This window comes from Streptomyces sp. AK02-01A, from assembly GCF_033795305.1.
Taxonomy (GTDB): Bacteria; Actinomycetota; Actinomycetes; order Streptomycetales; family Streptomycetaceae; genus Streptomyces.
In genome coordinates this window covers 439014-456654 of record NZ_JARBAE010000001.1, presented here as the reverse complement: position 1 = coordinate 456654, position 17641 = coordinate 439014, and the positions used below count along the sequence as shown (strand labels likewise).

The following is a 17641-nucleotide window of genomic DNA, read 5'->3' as shown; positions in this document are numbered from 1 at the left end:
CGACGTCTGGTGCGTGCGGTCCCAAGGCGGAGGATCATCCGTGTACTGGACGTACTCGGATGACTCCGACAACGCGGTGAGCGTGCGTGCCAGGCGTCGCAGGCCAGGCGGGATGTGTCAGACAGGGCCTAAGGGGCCTGAGGGCTGTCCCGCTTGGGCAGGGACACGCGCGTCAGATCGGCGGCGACGGTCAGTTCGCCCTCGAAGCCCGCCGCTCGGGCCTGCCGCTCGAACTCGCCGGGATCGCCGTACCGCTGCGAGAAGTGGGTCAGTACGAGATGCCGTACGCCCGCCTCCCGTGCCACCCGCGCCGCCTGGCCCGCGGTGAGATGGCCGTGGTCGGTCGCCAGCCGGATGTCCTCGTCGAGGAAGGTCGACTCGATGACCAGCATGTCGCAGCCCTCGGCCAGCGCGTACACGCCGTCGCAGAGCCTGGTGTCCATGACGAACGCGAAGCGCTGGCCCCGGCGCTCCTCACTGACGTCGTCGAGAGTGACGCCGTTGAGTGTTCCCTCGCGCTGGAGCCGTCCGACGTCCGGACCCTTGATGCCGTGCGCGGCCAGCCGTGCCGGGATCATCCGGCGTCCGTCGGGCTCGGTGAGGCGGTAGCCGTACGCCTCGACGGGATGCGAGAGCAGATGTGTGTCCAGGATGTACGCGGGAGTCCTGGCGAGGATCCCGTCTCGCGTGACCGGCTCCTCGGCCAGCTCGACGGTCTCGCGGTAGGCGGTCGCGTACCGCAGCCGCTCGAAGAAGTGCCGGCCGCTCGCCGGATAGTGGGCGGTGATCCGGTGCGGCACCTGGTCGAGGTTGACGCGCTGGATCACTCCGGCCAGACCGAGCGAGTGGTCACCGTGGAAGTGCGTGACACAGATGCGGTTGATGTCGTGCGCGGCCACTCCCGCGCGCAGCATCTGCCGCTGAGTGCCCTCGCCCGGGTCGAAGAGAAAACCCTCGCCGTCCCATCGCAGCAGATAGCCGTTGTGGTTGCGGTGACGGGTGGGCACCTGGCTGGCCGTGCCGAGCACCACCAGTTCGCGTACGGACAACGCCGTTATCCGGGAGGCCAGTTGAGGCCGCGGCCGCCGAGCACATGGGCGTGCGCGTGAAAGACCGTCTGTCCGGCGCCGGCACCTGTGTTGAACACGATCCGGTAGCCGCTGGCGTCGGTCTTGTCCTGGGCGGCGACCGCGGCCGCCTCGGTCAGCACATCGGCGGCGATCGCCGGCTCGGCGACGGCGAGGGTCCCGGCGTCCGGATAGTGCACGCGCGGAATGACCAGAACATGGGTCGGAGCCTGTGGGTTTATGTCCCGGAAGGCGACGGTGGTCGCCGACTCCCGGACGACGGTGGCCGGCACGTCCCCCGCGACGATCTTGCAGAACAGGCAGTCGGCCTGTGGTTCTCCCGCCATGGTCCGGGCCTCCTCGAATCCGGCGGACATGCCGCCGGTCGCTGCTGACGATGCTGACTGAGTGACTCATTCACTGACTGACTGGCTGACCGGCCGGCTGATTCGCTGACGACGCCGCCGATCGGTACAGCGCATGCTATCGGCCGTGGCGCGGCCGGGCGATCAGGACCAGCGGCCCGTGCGGCCGAGCAGGAGAGCCGTGGCCGCCGTGCCCGCGGTGGAGGTCCGCAGGACGCTGCGGCCCAGCCGGTACGGCTTCGCGCCGGCCTCCGCGAAAGCCGCCAACTCCTCCGGGGACACGCCTCCTTCGGGTCCGACGACCAGCACGATCCGGCCCTCGGCGGGCAGCGGCGCGGTGGCCAGCGGCTCGCTGCCCTCCTCGTGCAGTACGGCCGCGAAGTCCGCGTCCGCGAGCAGCGCGGCCACCTGCCTGGACGACAGCGCGTCCATGACCTCTGGGAAGCGGAGCCTGCGGGACTGCTTGCCCGCCTCCCGGGCCGTGGACCGCCATTTGGCGAGGGACTTGGCGCCGCGCTCGCCTCTCCACTGCGTGACACAGCGCGCGGCCTGCCAGGGCGCGATGGCGTCGACACCGGTCTCGGTCATCGTCTCGACGGCCAACTCACCGCGGTCGCCCTTGGGAAGAGCCTGGACGACGGTGATCCGCGGCGACGGCTCCGCCTCCGTCCGTACATCGGTGACGTCGATGTACAGCCGGTCCTTGCCCTCGACCGCGGCGACCGTGCCGTACGCGCCGGTGCCCGCGCCGTCCGTCAGCACGATCTCCTCGCCGACGCGCAGCCGCCGTACGGAGACGGCGTGCCGGCCCTCCGGACCGTCCAGCGTGACCGAGCCCGGCCGGAGCGTGCCGCCTTCGACGACGAAGACAGGAGCGGTCACGAGTCGTTGCCCTGGATCAGCGACGACCTGGTGGCTTCGAGCTCGGCGGCGAGCAGCTCGACGAGCTGGCCGGCCGGCAGCTCACGGGCCATGCGGTGGCCCTGTCCCGCCCACAGCGCCATGCCCTGGGCGTCGCCCACCTTCGCCGCGGCCTTGCGCAGCCCGGCGGTGAGGTGATGGACCTCGGGATAGGCGGACGGAGCGTACGGACCGTGTTCGCGCATGAAGCGGTTGACGAGCCCGCGCGCGGGCCGTCCGGAGAAGGCCCGGGTCAGCTCGGTCCTGACGAACAGCGGATTGGTCATGGCCTGCTTGTGGACCACGTTGGCACCGGACTCCGGGCACACCAGGAACGCCGTCCCGAGCTGCGCCGCGTCCGCGCCCGCCGCGAGGACCGCGGCGATCTGGCCGCCGCGCATCAGGCCGCCGGCCGCGATGACCGGGAGCTGTACGGTCTCCCGCACCTGGGACACCAGCGAGAGCAGTCCTATGCCCGCGCCGTCGGTGGCCGGATCGTCGCGGTGGGTCCCTTGATGGCCGCCGGCCTCGATGCCCTGGACGGAGACGGCGTCGGCGCCCGACCACTGCGCGGTCTGCGCCTCTTCGGGAGTCGTCACCGTGACCACGGTGAAGGTCCCGGCCCGTGCGAAGGCGTCGAGGATCTCGCGGGTCGGGCAGCCGAAGGTGAACGAGACGACGGGCACGGGGTCGTCGAGCAGGATCGCCAGCTTGGCCTCGTAGCCGTCGTCCGAGCCGGCCTGAGGGTCGCCGAGCGGAGTCTCGTACCAGGTCGTCTCGCCGGCGAGCTGGTTCCGGTAGACCTCCACGGCCGCCTGGTCCGCGTACTGGCTCTGCGGCATGAAGAGATTGATGCCGAAGGGCTGGCCGGTGAGACCGCGAAGCTGTTTGACCTCTTCGTACATGCCGTCCGCGGTTTTGTATCCGGCGGCGAGGAAGCCGAGACCGCCGGCCTCGGAGACGGCCGCGGCGAGCTGTGGGCAGGAAGCGCCGCCCGCCATGGGGGCCTGCACGATCGGATACCGGCAGAGATCGGTCAGTGCGGAGGACATGGAGGCATCGTGCCATGCCCCTCGCGGCGGCCACGAATCGGCTCAGGGCCCGGCCCGCGCCACAGGAGCGGCGCGAGAACAAGCCAACCGGCGGAACACGCCGAAGGCCCGGGGTCAGTCCCCGGGCCTCCGTCGCGCCTGTGCCTACCGTCCGTTGAAGGCGTCCTTCAACCGCGAGAACAGCCCCTGCTGTCCCGGCTGGAACTGGCCGGTGGGCCGTTCCTCGCCGCGCAGCTTCGCCAGCTCCCGCAGCAGCCGCTCCTGCTCCGGGTCCAGCTTCGACGGGGTCGTCACCTCGACATGCACGATCAGGTCGCCACGGCCGCCGCCGCGCAGATGCGTGATGCCGCGTCCGTGCAGCGGGATCGACTGGCCGGACTGCGTGCCCGGCCGTACGTCGATCTCCTCGACGCCGTCCAGCGTCTCCAGCGGACACTTCGTGCCCAGCGACGCCGCCGTCATGGGAATGGTCACCGTGCAGTGCAGATCGTCGCCGCGCCGCTGGAACACCGCGTGCGGCAGCTCGTGGATCTCGACATAGAGATCACCGGCGGGACCGCCGCCGGGCCCGACCTCGCCCTCGCCGGCGAGCTGGATGCGCGTGCCGTTGTCGACACCGGCCGGGATCTTGACCGTGAGCGTACGGCGGGACCGGATGCGCCCGTCGCCCGCGCACTCCGGGCACGGCGTCGGCACCACGGTGCCGAAGCCCTGGCACTGCGGGCACGGCCGGGAGGTCATGACCTGGCCCAGGAAGGACCTGGTGACCTGCGACACCTCACCGCGGCCGCGGCACATGTCACAGGTCTGCGCCGAGGTGCCCGGGGCCGCGCCCTCGCCCGAACACGTCGTACAGACGACGGCCGTGTCGACCTGGATGTCCTTGGTCGTGCCGAAGGCCGACTCGTTGAGGTCGATCTCCAGCCGGATCATGGCGTCCTGCCCGCGCCGCGTCCGCGACCGCGGGCCGCGCTGCGACGCCGTACCGAAGAACGCGTCCATGATGTCCGAGAAGTTGCCGAAGCCACCGGCTCCGAAACCGCCCGCGCCACCGCCGCCGCTCGCCGAGAGCGGATCCCCGCCGAGGTCGTAGACCTGCTTCTTCTGCGGGTCCGACAACACCTCGTAGGCGGCGTTGATCTCCTTGAAGCGCTCCTGCGTCTTGGGATCGGGATTGACATCCGGGTGCAGCTCACGGGCGAGCCGCCGGAATGCCTTCTTGATCTCGTCCTGAGATGCGTCGCGGCGCACGCCGAGTACGGCGTAGTAGTCCGTGGCCACTTACGACTCCGCCAGGATCTGTCCGACGTAACGTGCCACTGCGCGTACCGCTCCCATCGTTCCGGGGTAGTCCATGCGGGTCGGTCCGACCACGCCGAGTTTGGCGACTGCCTCGTCGCCCGAACCGTAGCCGACCGCGACGACGGACGTGGAGTTGAGGCCCTCATGGGCGTTCTCGTGCCCGATTCGTACGGTCATGCCCGGGTGCTCCGCCTCGCCCAGCAGCTTGAGAAGCACCACATGCTCCTCCAGCGCTTCCAGCACCGGCCGGATGGACAGCGGAAAATCGTGTCCGAAGCGGGTGAGATTGGCGGTGCCGCCGATCACCAGCCGCTCCTCGGTCTCCTCGACCAGGGTTTCGAGCAGCGTCGCGAGGACCGTGGACACCGTCCCGCGGTCCTCCTGCTCGAACGACTCGGGAAGATCCTGCACAAGCTGAGGGACGTCCGCGAAGCGCCGTCCGACGATCCGGCTGTTGAGCCGGGCCCGGAGATCCGCGAGCGAGGTCTCACCGAAGGGCGCGGGACAGTCGATCATGCGCTGCTCGACCCGGCCGGTGTCCGTGATCAGCACCAGCATCAGCCGGGCCGGAGCGAGCGACAGCAACTCCACATGGCGCACCGTCGAGCGGGTCAGCGACGGATACTGGACGACGGCGACCTGCCGGGTGAGCTGCGCCAGCAGCCGTACCGTACGGCCCACGACATCGTCGAGGTCGACGGCCTTGTCGAGGAAGTTCTGGATGGCACGGCGCTCGGGCGAGGACATGGGCTTGACCCCCGCCAGCCGGTCCACGAAGAGCCGGTAACCCTTGTCGGTCGGGATGCGCCCGGCGCTGGTGTGCGGCTGGGCGATGAAACCCTCGTCCTCCAGCACCGCCATGTCGTTGCGGACGGTGGCCGGCGAGACACCGAGCTTGTGCCGCTCGGTCAGTGCCTTGGAGCCGACGGGCTCCTCCGTGCCGACATAGTCCTGGACGATGGCGCGCAGGACTTCGAGTCTGCGTTCGCTGAGCATCGCGCACACCTCCAGCTCGTCCGTCGGATGGGGCTTGGCACTCGGTCCACGGGAGTGCCAGTTCCCCCGCCTCAGTGTACGGCCGTTGGGTACACCCCTAGCAAGGGCGGCCACGCCATCTCGCGCTCACGTCGTCCGCTGCCGCTAGCGTCCTCGTATGAACGTGGCTTGGGAAGAGCGCGGCTGGGAAGGGCTGGCGGCGGCGGTCGGCAGACGCCGGCTGCCCGGCTGGGACGCGACGGTCGGCCTGGTGGCCGGTGACCACGCGGTCCTGTTGTACGACACGGGATCCACCGTGCGCGAGGGCGGTGAACTCCGCGACCAGACGAGCGCGCTGCTCGGCGGCCGGCGAGTGACGCATATCGCACTGAGCCATCCGCACTTCGACCATGTGCTGGGCACCGCGGCGTTCGCCGGCGCGGAGGTGTACGGCGCCGTCGGCGCGGCCGAGCTGCTGGCGCGGCAGGGCCCGGGGCTGTACGAGGACGCCGTACGTGAAGGAGTGGCGGCGCCGGAGGCCGCGGAGGCGGTGGAGCTGCTGGTACTGCCGCGGCACGCGGTGTCCGGCGAGGTGGCGCTGGATCTGGGCGGTCGCCGGGTGCTGCTGGCGAACGTCGGCCCCGGGCACACGGCTCATGACCTCGCCATGCTCGTGCCCGGCTCGCCGGATGTGGTCTTCTGCGGCGATCTGGTGGAGGAGTCGGGCGAACCGCAGGCCGGTCCCGACGCGATCACCGCCCGCTGGCCGGCCGCCCTGGACCGGCTGCTGGCGCTGGGCGGAGCGGACGCCGTCTATGTGCCGGGCCACGGGGCCGTGGTCGACGCGGCGTTCGTACGGGCGCAGCGTGACGCCCTCGCCGTACGTTTCGGCGCGTCTCCCCGGTAAGAGCTGTCCCGTGATCCCCGGCGGACGCAAGGGGACAGCTCTTGGCCGCCGGTGCGCCTATCGTCTGTCGAATGCGCAGCTACAACCCCGATCTGACGCCGCCGTGGAAACGCTCCACGCCCGCGCCCGAGGTCCCGGCGGAACCCGATCTGGTGGTCGAGGAGGTGTCGACGGGCTTCTGCGGCGCGGTGATCCGCTGTGAGAAGACCGCCGAGGGACCGACGGTCACACTGGAGGACCGCTTCGGCAAACACCGGGTCTTCCCGCTGGTGGAGCGCGGATTCCTGCTGGAGGGCCGCGTGGTGACCCTGGTCCGGCCGTCGGCGTCCGGACCGGCGCGGCCGGCCCGGACGGCTTCCGGCTCGGTCGCCGTGCCCGGCGCCCGCGCGCGCGTGGCCAGGGCGGGACGCATCTATGTCGAGGGCCGGCACGACGCGGAGCTGGTCGAGAAGGTGTGGGGCGACGATCTGCGCGTCGAGGGCGTGGTCGTGGAGTATCTGGAAGGCGTGGACGACCTCCGCTCCGTCGTCGCGGAGTTCGGCCCGGCGCCCGGTGCCCGGCTCGGCGTGCTGGTCGACCACTTGGTGCCCGGGTCCAAGGAGTCCGGGATCGCCGCTCAGGTGACGGGTCCGGACGTGCTGGTGGTGGGCCATCCGTACATCGATGTCTGGGAGGCGGTGAAGCCGTCCGCCGTGGCGATCCCGGCCTGGCCGTCCGTACCGCGCGGTGAGGACTGGAAGACGGGCGTCTGCCGGGCGCTGGGCTGGCCGGAGAACACCGGCGCGGCCTGGCAGCACATCCTGTCCCGCGTCCACTCGTACAGGGACCTGGAGCCCGCGCTGCTGGGATCGGTGGAACGGCTGATCGACTTTGTCACGGAGCCCGTGGCGTAGGGCCTGTCCGGCGCGACCGCACCGCGTCCGCGCCGGAAGTGCCTCAGTCCACCAGGTCCCTGACCACCGCGTCCGCCAGCAGCCGGCCGCGCAGCGTCAGCACCGCGCGTCCCGCCGCGAAGGGCTCCGGCTCCAGCAGTCCGTCCGTCACGGCCCGGCCCGCCGCCGCCAGCCCCGCCGGCGCCAGCAGCGACAGTTCGCAGCCGTCCGACAGCCGCAGCTCCAGCAGGACGCGTTCCACCCGGCGGTCCTCCGCGGTGAGGATCTCCCGGCCCGCGCCCGGTGAGCGGCCCTGGGCCAGCGCCGCCGCGTACGCGCCGGGATGTTTGACGTTCCACCAGCGCACACCGCCGACATGGCTGTGGGCTCCGGGACCCGCGCCCCACCAGTCCGCGCCGCGCCAGTACAGCTCGTTGTGCAGACAGCGGGCCGCCTCCGAGGTGGCCCAGTTGGACACCTCGTACCAGGAGTAGCCCGCCCGCGCGAGCACGGAGTCCGCGATCAGATAACGGTCCGCGTGCTCGTCGTCGTCCGTCATCGGCACCTCGCCGCGCCGGATGCGGCGGGCGAGCTGGGTGCCCTCCTCCACGATCAGCGCGTATGCCGAGACATGGTCCGGCCCCGCCCCGATCGCGGCGGCGAGTGACTCCCGCCAGTCGTCGTCGCTCTCTCCCGGCGTGCCGTAGATCAGATCGAGGTTCACATGCTCGAAGCCGGCCGCGCGGGCCTCCGCGACACACGCTTCGGGCCGGCCCGGAGTGTGCGTACGGTCCAGCACCTTCAGCACATGCTGCTTCGCGCTCTGCATCCCGAAGGAGATGCGGTTGAAGCCGCCCTCCCGCAGTGCCTCCAGATACGCCGGATCCACCGATTCCGGATTGGCCTCCGTGGTGATCTCCGCGTCGTCCGCGAGCCCGAACTCCGCACGGATCGTGCCCAGCATCCGTACCAGATCCCCGGCGGCCAGCAGCGTCGGCGTACCGCCGCCGACGAACACCGTACGGACCGGCCTCGGGTCGTCGCCCAGCACCTTCCTGGCCAGCCGGACCTCGTCGGCGAGCGTCTCGGCGTAGTTGTCGCGGGAGGCCAGCACGCCGCCGGAGCCGCGCAGCTCGGTCGCCGTGTACGTGTTGAAGTCGCAGTAACCGCAGCGGGTCGCGCAGTACGGAACGTGCAGATAGAAGCCGAGTGGCCGGTCCGTCGCGCCCTCCAGGGCGTGCCGGGGCAGCTCTCCGGTCTCGGGCATGGGGTCACCGTCGGGCAGTGCGGAAGGCATGCCCCCATTGTCCCGTACGCGGCAGGTGAGCCGTCCGCGTCACTCGGCCTGGAACACCAGCAGCGCCACATCGTCCTCCGGCGGTGTCTCGGCGAACTCGTGCACGGCCCGCCGTATCCGCTCCGCGACACCCTGCGCCGTCAGTCCCACACATCCCGCCAGGGCTCGTGCGAGCCCGTCGCCGTCGTCCAGCATCCGGGCGCCGGAGCGCCGCTCGGTGACTCCGTCGGTGACACAGAGCAGCGTGTCGCCGGGCTCCAGGTCGAAGGTGCTGCTCTCGTACGCCACCTTCTCGACGACTCCGAGCAGGAGCTGCGGGTCCGCGGCGGTCCGTACGGTCCCGTCGGGCCGCAGCAGCAGCGGCAGCGGATGACCGGCGCTCGCGAGGGTGCACCGTATCCGGCCTTCGGTGCCGGGCAGCGGCATCAGCTCGCCGTACAGCAGCGACAGGAAGCGGGACTGGCCGCCCTCGGACGGCGCGGTCGCGACGCCCGGCAGTGCCTGGCCGACGGCCGGCGCGACCAGCGGCGACGCCGATTCGGCCGCCTCCGTCGCGTCGTCGAGAAGCAGCCGGTTGAGACGGTCGAGTACGGCGCCGACGCGGTAGCCCTCGCGGGCGAGCAGCCGCAGCCAGGGACGGGCGAGGCCGGTGACGACGGCGGCTTCGGGACCGCTGCCCTGGACATCGCCGAGCATGAAGCACCAGCGGTCGCCGGGCGGGCACGGAAAGACGTCGTAGAAGTCGCCGCCCGCGAGACCGTGATCGCTCGGCTCGTACACCAGGGAGCTGGCGACACGCGGTATCCGGGCGACCTGGCTGGGCAGCAGTCCGCGCTGGAGGACCCGGCTGATGGTGGCCTGGCGGGCGTAGCGGCGGGCGGCGCCCACGGCCAGCGCCACCCGGCGGGCGAAGTCCTCGATGAGTGCGGTCACTTCGTCGGGCACACCGGTCTGTCCCGGCCGGCCCAGCATCAGCGTGCCGAGGCTGCGTCCGTTGGCGAGCAGCCGGCAGGCGAGAGCCACTCCGCCGGCACCGCCGCCCGGAGCCGGGTCACCCGGGTCGCGGACGCCGGGCCAGGGCACGCGGACCGGCCCGCCGCGCGGCGGGTCCGGCAGCCGCGGCGGCTCCTGCTCCAGGACCGCGCGCAGCGACTCGATCCGCGACTCGTCGGCGTGCCAGACACGCGCGAGCCGAGGTGCGGCGCCGGTCTGCGCGTTCTCGCCGTCCAGCCAGACCGCGCACCACTCGGCGAGCCGTGGCACCAGGAGCTGGCCCGCGAGTGCGGCGACCAGGTCCTCGTCGAGCTGCCCGGAGAGCAGTTCGGACGCCTCGGCGAGGAAGGACAGCGCGCCCCGGCCGGCCCATTCCGGATCGTCGCGCACGGTGCGCCGGGTGGCGGGAGCGAGTATCTCGGCGGCGCGCAGTCCTCGGCGCAGCGCCGGCTCCGCGCCCTGGCCCGCGCCCGCGTCCCGTCCTTCGAGCGGCAGCCGCGCCCAGACGGTCTTGAGCCCGGAGCGATAGGTGATGCCCCAGCGTTCGGCGAGCGCGGCGACGAGTTCGAGACCGCGGCCGTACTCGGGAGTGCCGGACGGCGCCTGTCCCCGCGCGTCGCTCTGGATGGCCCGCCCCGGATGGTGGTCGGACACCTCCAGGACGAGCGCGGCCGGCTCGTGGTCCTCCTCCGCCGGGCCTTCCTCCGGGTCCTCCAGGCGGCAGAGCAGCTCGACGGTGGTACCGGCGTGTACGACCGCGTTGGTGACGAGTTCGCTGACGATCACCACCGCGTCCTCCGCGAGCAGATCGGTGCTGTGCCTGCCCGGTGGACAGCCACCGTCGCCACGGCAGAAGGTGCAGGTGGCGAGGAGCCCGAGACTGGTCCAGTCCGCCAGCGCCGCGCGCGCGAAGCGGCGCGCGGCGGACGGGGCGAGCGGATTGCCGGGCAGGCTGGTACGTGACGTGGACCGCGTTTCCCTCCGTAACGGCACCTGCGATGCCGGACGGTGACGGGATTCACGCGGGATCGGAATGGGCCCCACTGCGGCTCCTGATCCAGTTGTGGCGATGTGCCGCTTACGATCCCGACAGAGTGACAGACGGCGGGCGCTCGCCGGGCGTGTTTGGAAAGGAGCGCCGTCCGCCCGGAATGCGGGGCGCGCGGTGTCCGGAAGAAGTGACGTATGTCCGTCGCGGACCGAGGCCGCCGCCGAGCACGGTGACCAGCCCGCGAGACACGGGGCCAAACCGCCGGAACGGCGTGCGAAATGGCTCCGAACAGAGGATTCTTGCCCCCTGGCCGAATCAGGGGCCGGACAAGGAGAGACCGGAATGAGCGGGAAGACAGCCACCATGGATCACGCGAGCATCCTTCTCGTCGATGACATGGAGGACAATCTCGTCGCGCTCGAATCGGTCCTGGCGTCTCTCGACGAGCCGCTGGTGAGGGCGCGTTCCGGCGAGGAGGCGATGCGGGCCCTGCTGCGGCAGCCGTTCGCGGTGGTCCTGCTGGATGTCCGTATGCCCGGCATGGACGGTTTCGAGACGGCTTCCCGGATCAAACGCCTCGACCGGGCCAAGGACACACCCATCATCTTCCTGAACGGCCCCGACTCCGACAGCGGTTACGCCTTCCGCGGATACGCGACGGGCGCGGCGGACTTTCTGACCAAGCCGTTCGATCCCTGGGTCCTGCGCGCCAAGGTCAGCGTCTTCCTCGATCTGCACCGGAAGAACCGCCAGTTGGAGCGGATGCTGGCGCGGGAGCAGGAGTGTCTGGGACAGATCGCCGACCGGCTCTCCTCGATCGAGGAGGAGTTACGGCGCGGCGGCCCGAACGAACTCGCCGTACTCGGCGGCCAGTTGGCGCGGATCGAGGACGCGCTGGACGAACTGCTCCGGGGCCGGGACAAATAGGCCGAGCCGGTACGGGACGGCGCCCCGGCCGCGCGCGGTCGTCCGCGCCGCCGTCCGGCTCAGGACTCCCGGGAGCCCTGGTACATCTCCTCGATCAGATACTTGTACTCACGCTCCACGACCGGCCTCTTGAGCTTGAGGCTCGGCGTCAGCTCACCGTGCTCGATGTCCAGATCGCGCGGCAGCAGCCGGAACCTCTTGATGGTCTGCCAGCGCTGGAGGCCCGCGTTGAGGCGCTTCACATAGCCGTCGATGAGCTGCTCGGCCGCCGCGGAGGCGACCACGTCGGCGTACGGCTTGCCCGCCATGCCGTTCTCCGCCGCCCAGCCGAGGATCGTCGGCTCGTCGAGCGCGATCAGCGCCGTACAGAAATTCCGGTCCGCGCCGTGCACCAGGATGTTGGAGACGAACGGGCACACCGCCTTGAACTGTCCCTCGACCTCGGCCGGCGCGATGTACTTGCCGCCGGACGTCTTGATCAGGTCCTTCTTGCGGTCGGTGATCCGCAGATAACCGTCGACGGACAGCTCGCCGATGTCTCCGGTGTGGAACCAGCCGTCGGGCTCCAGGACTTCCGCGGTCTTCTCGGGCAGTCCGTGGTAGCCCGACATGATCCCGGGGCTGCGCAGCAGGATCTCGCCGTCGTCGGCGATGCGCACCTCGGTACCGGGCAGCGGCTTGCCGACCGTGCCCGTGCGGTACGCCTCACCGGGGTTGACGAAGCTCGCGGCGCTGGACTCCGTCAGGCCGTAGCCCTCCAGGACATGGATCCCGGCGCCGGAGAAGAAGTAGCCGATGTCGGGCGCGAGCGCGGCGGACCCGGAGACCGCGGCGCGCAGCCGGCCGCCGAAGGCCTCCCGCAGCTTGGCGAAGACCAGCACATCGGCGGCCTTGTGCCGGGCTCCGAGTGCGAACGGCACGGACGCGTTGCCCGTACGGCGGAAGTTGTCCTGCGAGACCTTGGCGTATTCGCGGGCGACCTCGGCCGCCCACTGGAAGATCTTGTACTTGGCCGGGCCGCCGGCCCGCGCCTTGGCGGCGACGCCGTTGTAGACCTTCTCGAAGATCCGCGGCACGGCGGCCATATAGGTCGGCCGGACCACCGGAAGATTCTCGATGATCTTGTCCACACGGCCGTCGACCGCGGTGACATGTCCGACCTCGATCTGTCCGGAGGTCAGCACCTTGCCGAAGACATGGGCGAGCGGCAGCCACAGGTACTGCACATCCTCGCCGGTGACCAGCCCGGTCGCGGCGATGGCCTTGGCCATGTACGACCAACTGTCGTGCGGCAGCCGTACTCCCTTGGGCCGGCCGGTGGTCCCGGAGGTGTAGATCAGAGTGGCGAGCTGGTCGGCGGTGATGGCTCCGACCCGCTCCTTGACCGCCTCGGGATTCTCCGCCAGATAGGCCGTCCCGCGCGCCTCCAGATCGGCGAGCGAGAGCACCCAGCCGTCCGGATCGCCCTCGGCGGGCCGCGCGTCGTCGGCGTCGATCACCACGACATGAGCGAGGTTCGGCAGTTCGGCCCGGCACTCACGCGCCTTGGCGAGCTGGGCGGCGTCCTCCGCGAACAGCACCCGGCTCTCGGAGTCGGCGAGGATGTACGCGGACTCCTCCGTATTGGTCGACGGATAGACCGTGGTGGTCGCGGCGCCGGCGCACATCACACCGAGGTCGGCGAGGATCCATTCGACGCGGGTGGCGCAGGCGAGCGCGACCCGCTCCTCGGGCCGTACACCCAGCTCGATCAGCCCGCCGGCCACGGCGAACACTCGCTCGGCGGCCTGTCCCCAGCTCAGTGAGCGCCACTCGTCCGGGCCCTGGCCCGAGGCCGGCGGTACGGGATAGCGGTAGGCCTCCGCGTCCGGCGTGGCCGCCACGCGCTCAATGAAGAGGGCCGCGACGGACGGCGGCCGGTTCTCGATCAAGTTCTGTGTGTCGCTCACGACATCCTCCGGGCCCGCGGCAGCGCTGCGTGACTGACTGGTTGTGTGACTGGCGAGTAACTAACTGGCGAGTAACTACCGAGCAGTGATCAGACTAGAGGCCACCCGGCCGGCGCGTAAGAGGCAGCGACGCGCCGCTTCAAAACGAATTCGCCCCATCAACCACGGACGGGCCTCCACGCCACAGCGTGGGGCCCGTCCGGTGCGGCGACCCGCTTCGTCGCCCTTTTCCGTCTGCTTCCCGCCTCTTCGTCCCGCGCTGCTTCTTGTGCGTCCCGTGCTACTTCTTTGTCTTGCCGCCGCCGGATTCGTCGCTGGAGAGCACCGCGATGAATGCCTCCTGAGGGACCTCGACGCTGCCGACCATCTTCATCCGCTTCTTGCCCTCCTTCTGCTTCTCCAGCAGCTTCCGCTTCCGGGAGATGTCACCGCCGTAGCACTTGGCGAGAACGTCCTTGCGGATGGCGCGGATCGTCTCGCGGGCGATGACCCGGGAGCCGATGGCGGCCTGGATGGGCACCTCGAAGGCCTGGCGCGGAATCAGCTCGCGCAGCTTGGCGACGAGCCGCACGCCGTACGCGTACGCCTGGTCCCGGTGCGTGATGGCGGAGAAGGCGTCGACCTTGTCGCCGTGCAGCAGGATGTCGACCTTGACGAGCTGGGCGGTCTGCTCACCCGTGGGCTCGTAGTCGAGCGAGGCGTATCCACGGGTCTTGGACTTGAGCTGGTCGAAGAAGTCGAAGACGATCTCGGCGAGCGGCAGCGTGTAGCGGATCTCGACCCGGTCCTCGGAGAGGTAGTCCATGCCGAGCAGCGTGCCGCGCCGGGTCTGGCACAGCTCCATGATCGAGCCGATGAACTCGCTCGGCGCGAGGATCGTGGCCCGTACGACCGGCTCGTACACCGCGTCGATCTTGCCTTCGGGAAATTCGCTCGGGTTGGTGACGGTGTGCTCTTTGCCGTCCTCCATGATCACGCGGTAGACCACATTGGGCGCGGTCGCGATCAGGTCGAGGCCGAACTCGCGCTCCAGCCGCTCCCGGATCACGTCCAGGTGCAGCAGGCCGAGGAAGCCGACGCGGAAACCGAAGCCGAGGGCCGCGGAGGTCTCCGGTTCGTAGACCAGGGCCGCGTCATTGAGCTGGAGCTTGTCGAGAGCGTCACGCAGCTCGGGATAGTCCGAGCCGTCCAGCGGATAGAGGCCGGAGAACACCATCGGCTTGGGATCCTTGTAGCCGCCGAGCGCCTCGGTCGCGCCCTTGGTGAGCGTGGTGATCGTGTCACCGACCTTGGACTGGCGGACGTCCTTCACACCCGTGATCAGATAGCCGACCTCGCCGACGCCCAGACCGTCCGCCGGGAGCATCTCCGGAGAGTTCGTGCCGATCTCCAGCAGCTCGTGCGTGGCGCCGGTGGACATCATCCGGATGCGCTCACGCTTGTTGAGCTGACCGTCGATGACTCGTACATACGTGACGACACCACGGTAGGAGTCATAGACGGAGTCGAAGATCATCGCGCGGGCGGGAGCGTCCTCGACGCCCACCGGCGACGGAACGTCCGCGACCACCCGGTCGAGCAGTACGTCCACACCGACGCCGGTCTTCGCCGAGACCTTGAGGACGTCCTCCGGCTGGCAGCCGATGAGGTTGGCCAGTTCCTCGGAGAACTTCTCCGGCTGGGCGGCCGGCAGGTCGATCTTGTTGAGGACCGGGACGATGGTGAGGTCGTTCTCCATCGCCAGATAGAGATTGGCGAGGGTCTGCGCCTCGATGCCCTGGGCGGCGTCGACCAGCAGGACGGTGCCCTCACAGGCCGCCAGCGAACGGGACACCTCATAGGTGAAGTCCACGTGGCCCGGCGTGTCGATCATATTGAGGATATGGGTCTTGCCCTGGCCCTCACCCGTGTTGGGCGCCCAGGGCAGCCGGACCGCCTGGGACTTGATCGTGATGCCACGCTCGCGCTCGATGTCCATCCGGTCGAGGTACTGAGCGCGCATCTGCCGCGAATCGACGACTCCGGTGAGCTGGAGCATCCGGTCGGCGAGCGTCGACTTGCCGTGGTCGATGTGCGCGATGATGCAGAAGTTGCGGAGCAGCGCCGGGTCCGTACGGCTCGGCTCGGGCACGTGGATAGGGGTCGCGGGCACGCAGGGTCCTGATTCTTGAGACGCGCGGCGTCTCGTCTCGGGTCGACTCGGATCGATACGTAGGCTCCATCGTCCCACGGGTGCGGGACTGCGCCCGGTTTGGGACGGTCGGAAGGTCACTGGTAGCCTGAACAGCTGTGTCTCGTGCCGTCTCGGTACGGGACGGCTCAGTCAGAGATCATCGAACCTGAAAAGGCTCTTTCGTGGCGAACATCAAGTCCCAGATCAAGCGGAACAAGACGAACGAGAAGGCACGCCTGCGCAACAAGGCTGTCAAGTCGTCGCTCAAGACCGCGATCCGCAAGGCCCGTGAGGCCGCTGCCGCCGGTGACGTCGAGAAGGCCACCGTGGCCGCTCGTGAGGCGTCCCGCAAGCTCGACAAGGCTGCCTCGAAGGGTGTCATCCACAAGAACGCCGCCGCCAACAAGAAGTCGGCGCTGGCCGCCAAGGTTGCCACCCTCCAGGGCTGAGCGCTCTCTTGATTTGATCGCCGGACGGGACTCAGCGGGCCCTCTCTACCGCTCCTGACCGGCATCTCCGAACTCGCACGCGACTGCGTTCGCCACGCGGGTGCGAGTTCACCCGGGTTACGCCAAGGCCCCGGTGCCGTCCTTTCCCAGGACGCGCCGGGGCCTTCGGCTTTCCCGGGTACGGCGTGCGCGGGACGCGGTGTGAGCGGGACGCGGTGCGAGCGGGACGCGGTGCGAGCGGGACGCGGTGCGAGCGGGACGCGGTGCGAGCGGGACGCGGTGCGAGCGGGACGCGGTGCGAGCGGGACGCGGTGCGAGCGCGGGCCCGGGATGACGGGACGGCGCCGCTCAGTGGCCGGAGCGGGCCGCGCGCACGATGGCGACGACCGCCTTCTCCAGTGCGTACTCCGGGTCGTCGCCGCCGCCCTTGACACCCGCGTCGGCCTCGGCGACGGCCCGCAGCGCCGCCGCCACACCGTCCGGAGTCCAGCCGCGCATCTGCTGGCGCACCCGGTCAATCTTCCATGGCGGCATCCCCAGCTCCCGGGCGAGATCGGCGGGCCGGCCGCCACGGGCGGACGAGAGCTTCCCGATGGCGCGTACTCCCTGGGCCAGCGCGCTGGTGATCAGCACCGGGGCCACTCCGGTCGACAGCGACCAGCGCAGCGCTTCGAGGGCGTCGGCCGCCCGGCCCTCCACGGCCCGGTCGGCGACGGTGAAGCTGGATGCCTCGGCGCGGCCCGTGTAGTAGCGGGCGACGACGGCCTCGTCGATCGTGCCCTCGATGTCCGCGACGAGCTGCGACACGGCGCTCGCCAGCTCCCGGAGATCGCTGCCGATCGAGTCGACCAGGGCCTGGCATGCCTCCGGCGTGGCCGAGCGGCCGAGCGCGCGGAATTCGGAACGTACGAAGGTGAGCCGCTCGGCGGGCTTGGTCGTCTTCGGACAGGCGACCTCCCGGGCGCCCGCCTTGCGCGCGGCGTCCAGCAGGCCCTTGCCCTTGGCTCCGCCGGCATGCAGCAGGACGAGCGTGATCTCCTCGGCGGGAGCGTCGAGATACGCCTTGACGTCCTTGATCGTGTCGGCCGAGAGGTCGTGCGCGTTCCGTACGACGACGACCTTGCGCTCCGCGAAGAGCGAGGGGCTGGTCAGCTCGGCGAGGGTGCCGGGCTGAAGCTGGTCGGAGGTCAGGTCGCGCACGTCCGTGTCGGCGTCGGCGGCGCGGGCGGCCGCCACCACCTGCCGCACGGCGCGGTCGAGCAGCAGATCCTCCTGGCCCACGGCGAGCGTCAGCGGAGCGAGGAGATCGTCGGAGGAAGTCTTTCTGGTGGCCATCGCGGTCCAGCATCGCACGGGCCACCGACAGCCGAGGTCGGCGTCGGCAGGGGTTCGGCCGTCGACAGCGGCACCAGCACCTGGAGG

The 17641-nt window shown here is 70.4% G+C and carries 15 protein-coding genes; 4 read left to right on the top strand and 11 right to left on the bottom strand.

What is annotated here, in order from left to right:
* Positions 1–128: 128 nt before the first annotated feature.
* The 6 genes from PV679_RS01920 to hrcA all read right to left on the bottom strand — a co-directional run bounded on the left by PV679_RS01920 (position 129) and on the right by hrcA (position 5682).
* Positions 129–1049, bottom strand: a complete 921-nt coding sequence (locus tag PV679_RS01920; protein ID WP_319678401.1) for a ribonuclease Z — start codon at positions 1047–1049, stop codon at positions 129–131.
* 5 nt (positions 1050–1054) lie between these two features.
* Positions 1055–1414 carry a histidine triad nucleotide-binding protein gene (locus tag PV679_RS01915; protein WP_319678400.1) on the bottom strand — a complete coding sequence of 120 codons (360 nt, stop codon included), beginning with the start codon at positions 1412–1414 and terminating at the stop codon, positions 1055–1057.
* A 162-nt stretch (positions 1415–1576) separates the two neighbouring features.
* Positions 1577–2314 carry a 16S rRNA (uracil(1498)-N(3))-methyltransferase gene (locus PV679_RS01910; RefSeq protein ID WP_319678399.1) on the bottom strand — a complete coding sequence of 246 codons (738 nt, stop codon included), beginning with the start codon at positions 2312–2314 and terminating at the stop codon, positions 1577–1579.
* Positions 2311–3384 carry a nitronate monooxygenase gene (locus PV679_RS01905; RefSeq protein ID WP_319678398.1) on the bottom strand — a complete coding sequence of 358 codons (1074 nt, stop codon included), beginning with the start codon at positions 3382–3384 and terminating at the stop codon, positions 2311–2313. The genes PV679_RS01910 and PV679_RS01905 overlap by 4 nt, the downstream gene beginning before the upstream one ends.
* A 144-nt stretch (positions 3385–3528) precedes the next feature.
* Positions 3529–4665 (bottom strand): molecular chaperone DnaJ, encoded by a 1137-nt coding sequence (gene dnaJ / locus PV679_RS01900; RefSeq protein ID WP_319678397.1) that lies wholly within the window; start codon positions 4663–4665, stop codon positions 3529–3531.
* Complete coding sequence (hrcA, locus tag PV679_RS01895; RefSeq protein ID WP_319678396.1) at positions 4666–5682, bottom strand: heat-inducible transcriptional repressor HrcA; 1017 nt, start codon at positions 5680–5682, stop codon at positions 4666–4668. It abuts the gene before it with no gap.
* 157 nt (positions 5683–5839) lie between these two features.
* Between hrcA and PV679_RS01890 the strand changes: the two genes are divergently transcribed.
* Positions 5840–6568, top strand: coding sequence for an MBL fold metallo-hydrolase (locus tag PV679_RS01890; RefSeq protein WP_319678395.1), 729 nt, complete (start codon positions 5840–5842; stop codon positions 6566–6568).
* A 71-nt stretch (positions 6569–6639) separates the two neighbouring features.
* Positions 6640–7461 (top strand): DUF3097 domain-containing protein, encoded by an 822-nt coding sequence (locus tag PV679_RS01885; RefSeq protein WP_319678394.1) that lies wholly within the window; start codon positions 6640–6642, stop codon positions 7459–7461.
* A gap of 43 nt (positions 7462–7504) precedes the next feature.
* On the opposite strand, the gene hemW is transcribed toward PV679_RS01885, so the two are convergent.
* Both hemW and PV679_RS01875 read right to left on the bottom strand, forming a co-directional pair.
* Positions 7505–8737 (bottom strand): radical SAM family heme chaperone HemW, encoded by a 1233-nt coding sequence (gene hemW / locus PV679_RS01880; protein WP_319678393.1) that lies wholly within the window; start codon positions 8735–8737, stop codon positions 7505–7507.
* Positions 8738–8776: 39 nt separating this feature from the next.
* Positions 8777–10723 (bottom strand): ATP-binding SpoIIE family protein phosphatase, encoded by a 1947-nt coding sequence (locus PV679_RS01875; RefSeq protein ID WP_319678392.1) that lies wholly within the window; start codon positions 10721–10723, stop codon positions 8777–8779.
* Between the two features lie 340 nt (positions 10724–11063).
* On the opposite strand from PV679_RS01875, the gene PV679_RS01870 reads away from it, so the two are divergent.
* A complete protein-coding gene (locus tag PV679_RS01870; RefSeq protein ID WP_319678391.1) occupies positions 11064–11648 on the top strand; it encodes a two-component system response regulator in 585 nt (194 codons plus the stop codon).
* Between the two features lie 59 nt (positions 11649–11707).
* Here PV679_RS01870 and PV679_RS01865 read toward each other — a convergent pair whose 3' ends face one another.
* Positions 11708–13597 carry a long-chain fatty acid--CoA ligase gene (locus tag PV679_RS01865; protein ID WP_319678390.1) on the bottom strand — a complete coding sequence of 630 codons (1890 nt, stop codon included), beginning with the start codon at positions 13595–13597 and terminating at the stop codon, positions 11708–11710.
* 280 nt (positions 13598–13877) lie between these two features.
* Positions 13878–15749 (bottom strand): translation elongation factor 4, encoded by a 1872-nt coding sequence (lepA, locus tag PV679_RS01860; protein ID WP_319678389.1) that lies wholly within the window; start codon positions 15747–15749, stop codon positions 13878–13880.
* A 203-nt stretch (positions 15750–15952) separates the two neighbouring features.
* On the opposite strand from lepA, the gene rpsT reads away from it, so the two are divergent.
* A complete protein-coding gene (gene rpsT / locus PV679_RS01855; RefSeq protein ID WP_319678388.1) occupies positions 15953–16219 on the top strand; it encodes a 30S ribosomal protein S20 in 267 nt (88 codons plus the stop codon).
* Between the two features lie 348 nt (positions 16220–16567).
* Here rpsT and holA read toward each other — a convergent pair whose 3' ends face one another.
* Complete coding sequence (gene holA / locus PV679_RS01850; protein ID WP_319678387.1) at positions 16568–17554, bottom strand: DNA polymerase III subunit delta; 987 nt, start codon at positions 17552–17554, stop codon at positions 16568–16570.
* Positions 17555–17641 lie beyond the last annotated feature (87 nt).

Excerpts from the sequence above, each read along its gene's own strand:
- PV679_RS01915 (WP_319678400.1), bottom strand. The coding sequence starts at position 1,414 with ATGGCGGGAGAACCACAGGCCGACTGCCTGTTCTGCAAGATCGTCGCG.
- PV679_RS01905 (WP_319678398.1), bottom strand. The coding sequence starts at position 3,384 with ATGTCCTCCGCACTGACCGATCTCTGCCGGTATCCGATCGTGCAGGCC.
- hrcA (WP_319678396.1), bottom strand. The coding sequence starts at position 5,682 with ATGCTCAGCGAACGCAGACTCGAAGTCCTGCGCGCCATCGTCCAGGAC.
- PV679_RS01890 (WP_319678395.1), top strand. The coding sequence starts at position 5,840 with ATGAACGTGGCTTGGGAAGAGCGCGGCTGGGAAGGGCTGGCGGCGGCG.
- PV679_RS01885 (WP_319678394.1), top strand. The coding sequence starts at position 6,640 with ATGCGCAGCTACAACCCCGATCTGACGCCGCCGTGGAAACGCTCCACG.
- hemW (WP_319678393.1), bottom strand. The coding sequence starts at position 8,737 with ATGCCTTCCGCACTGCCCGACGGTGACCCCATGCCCGAGACCGGAGAG.
- PV679_RS01870 (WP_319678391.1), top strand. The coding sequence starts at position 11,064 with ATGAGCGGGAAGACAGCCACCATGGATCACGCGAGCATCCTTCTCGTC.
- holA (WP_319678387.1), bottom strand. The coding sequence starts at position 17,554 with ATGGCCACCAGAAAGACTTCCTCCGACGATCTCCTCGCTCCGCTGACG.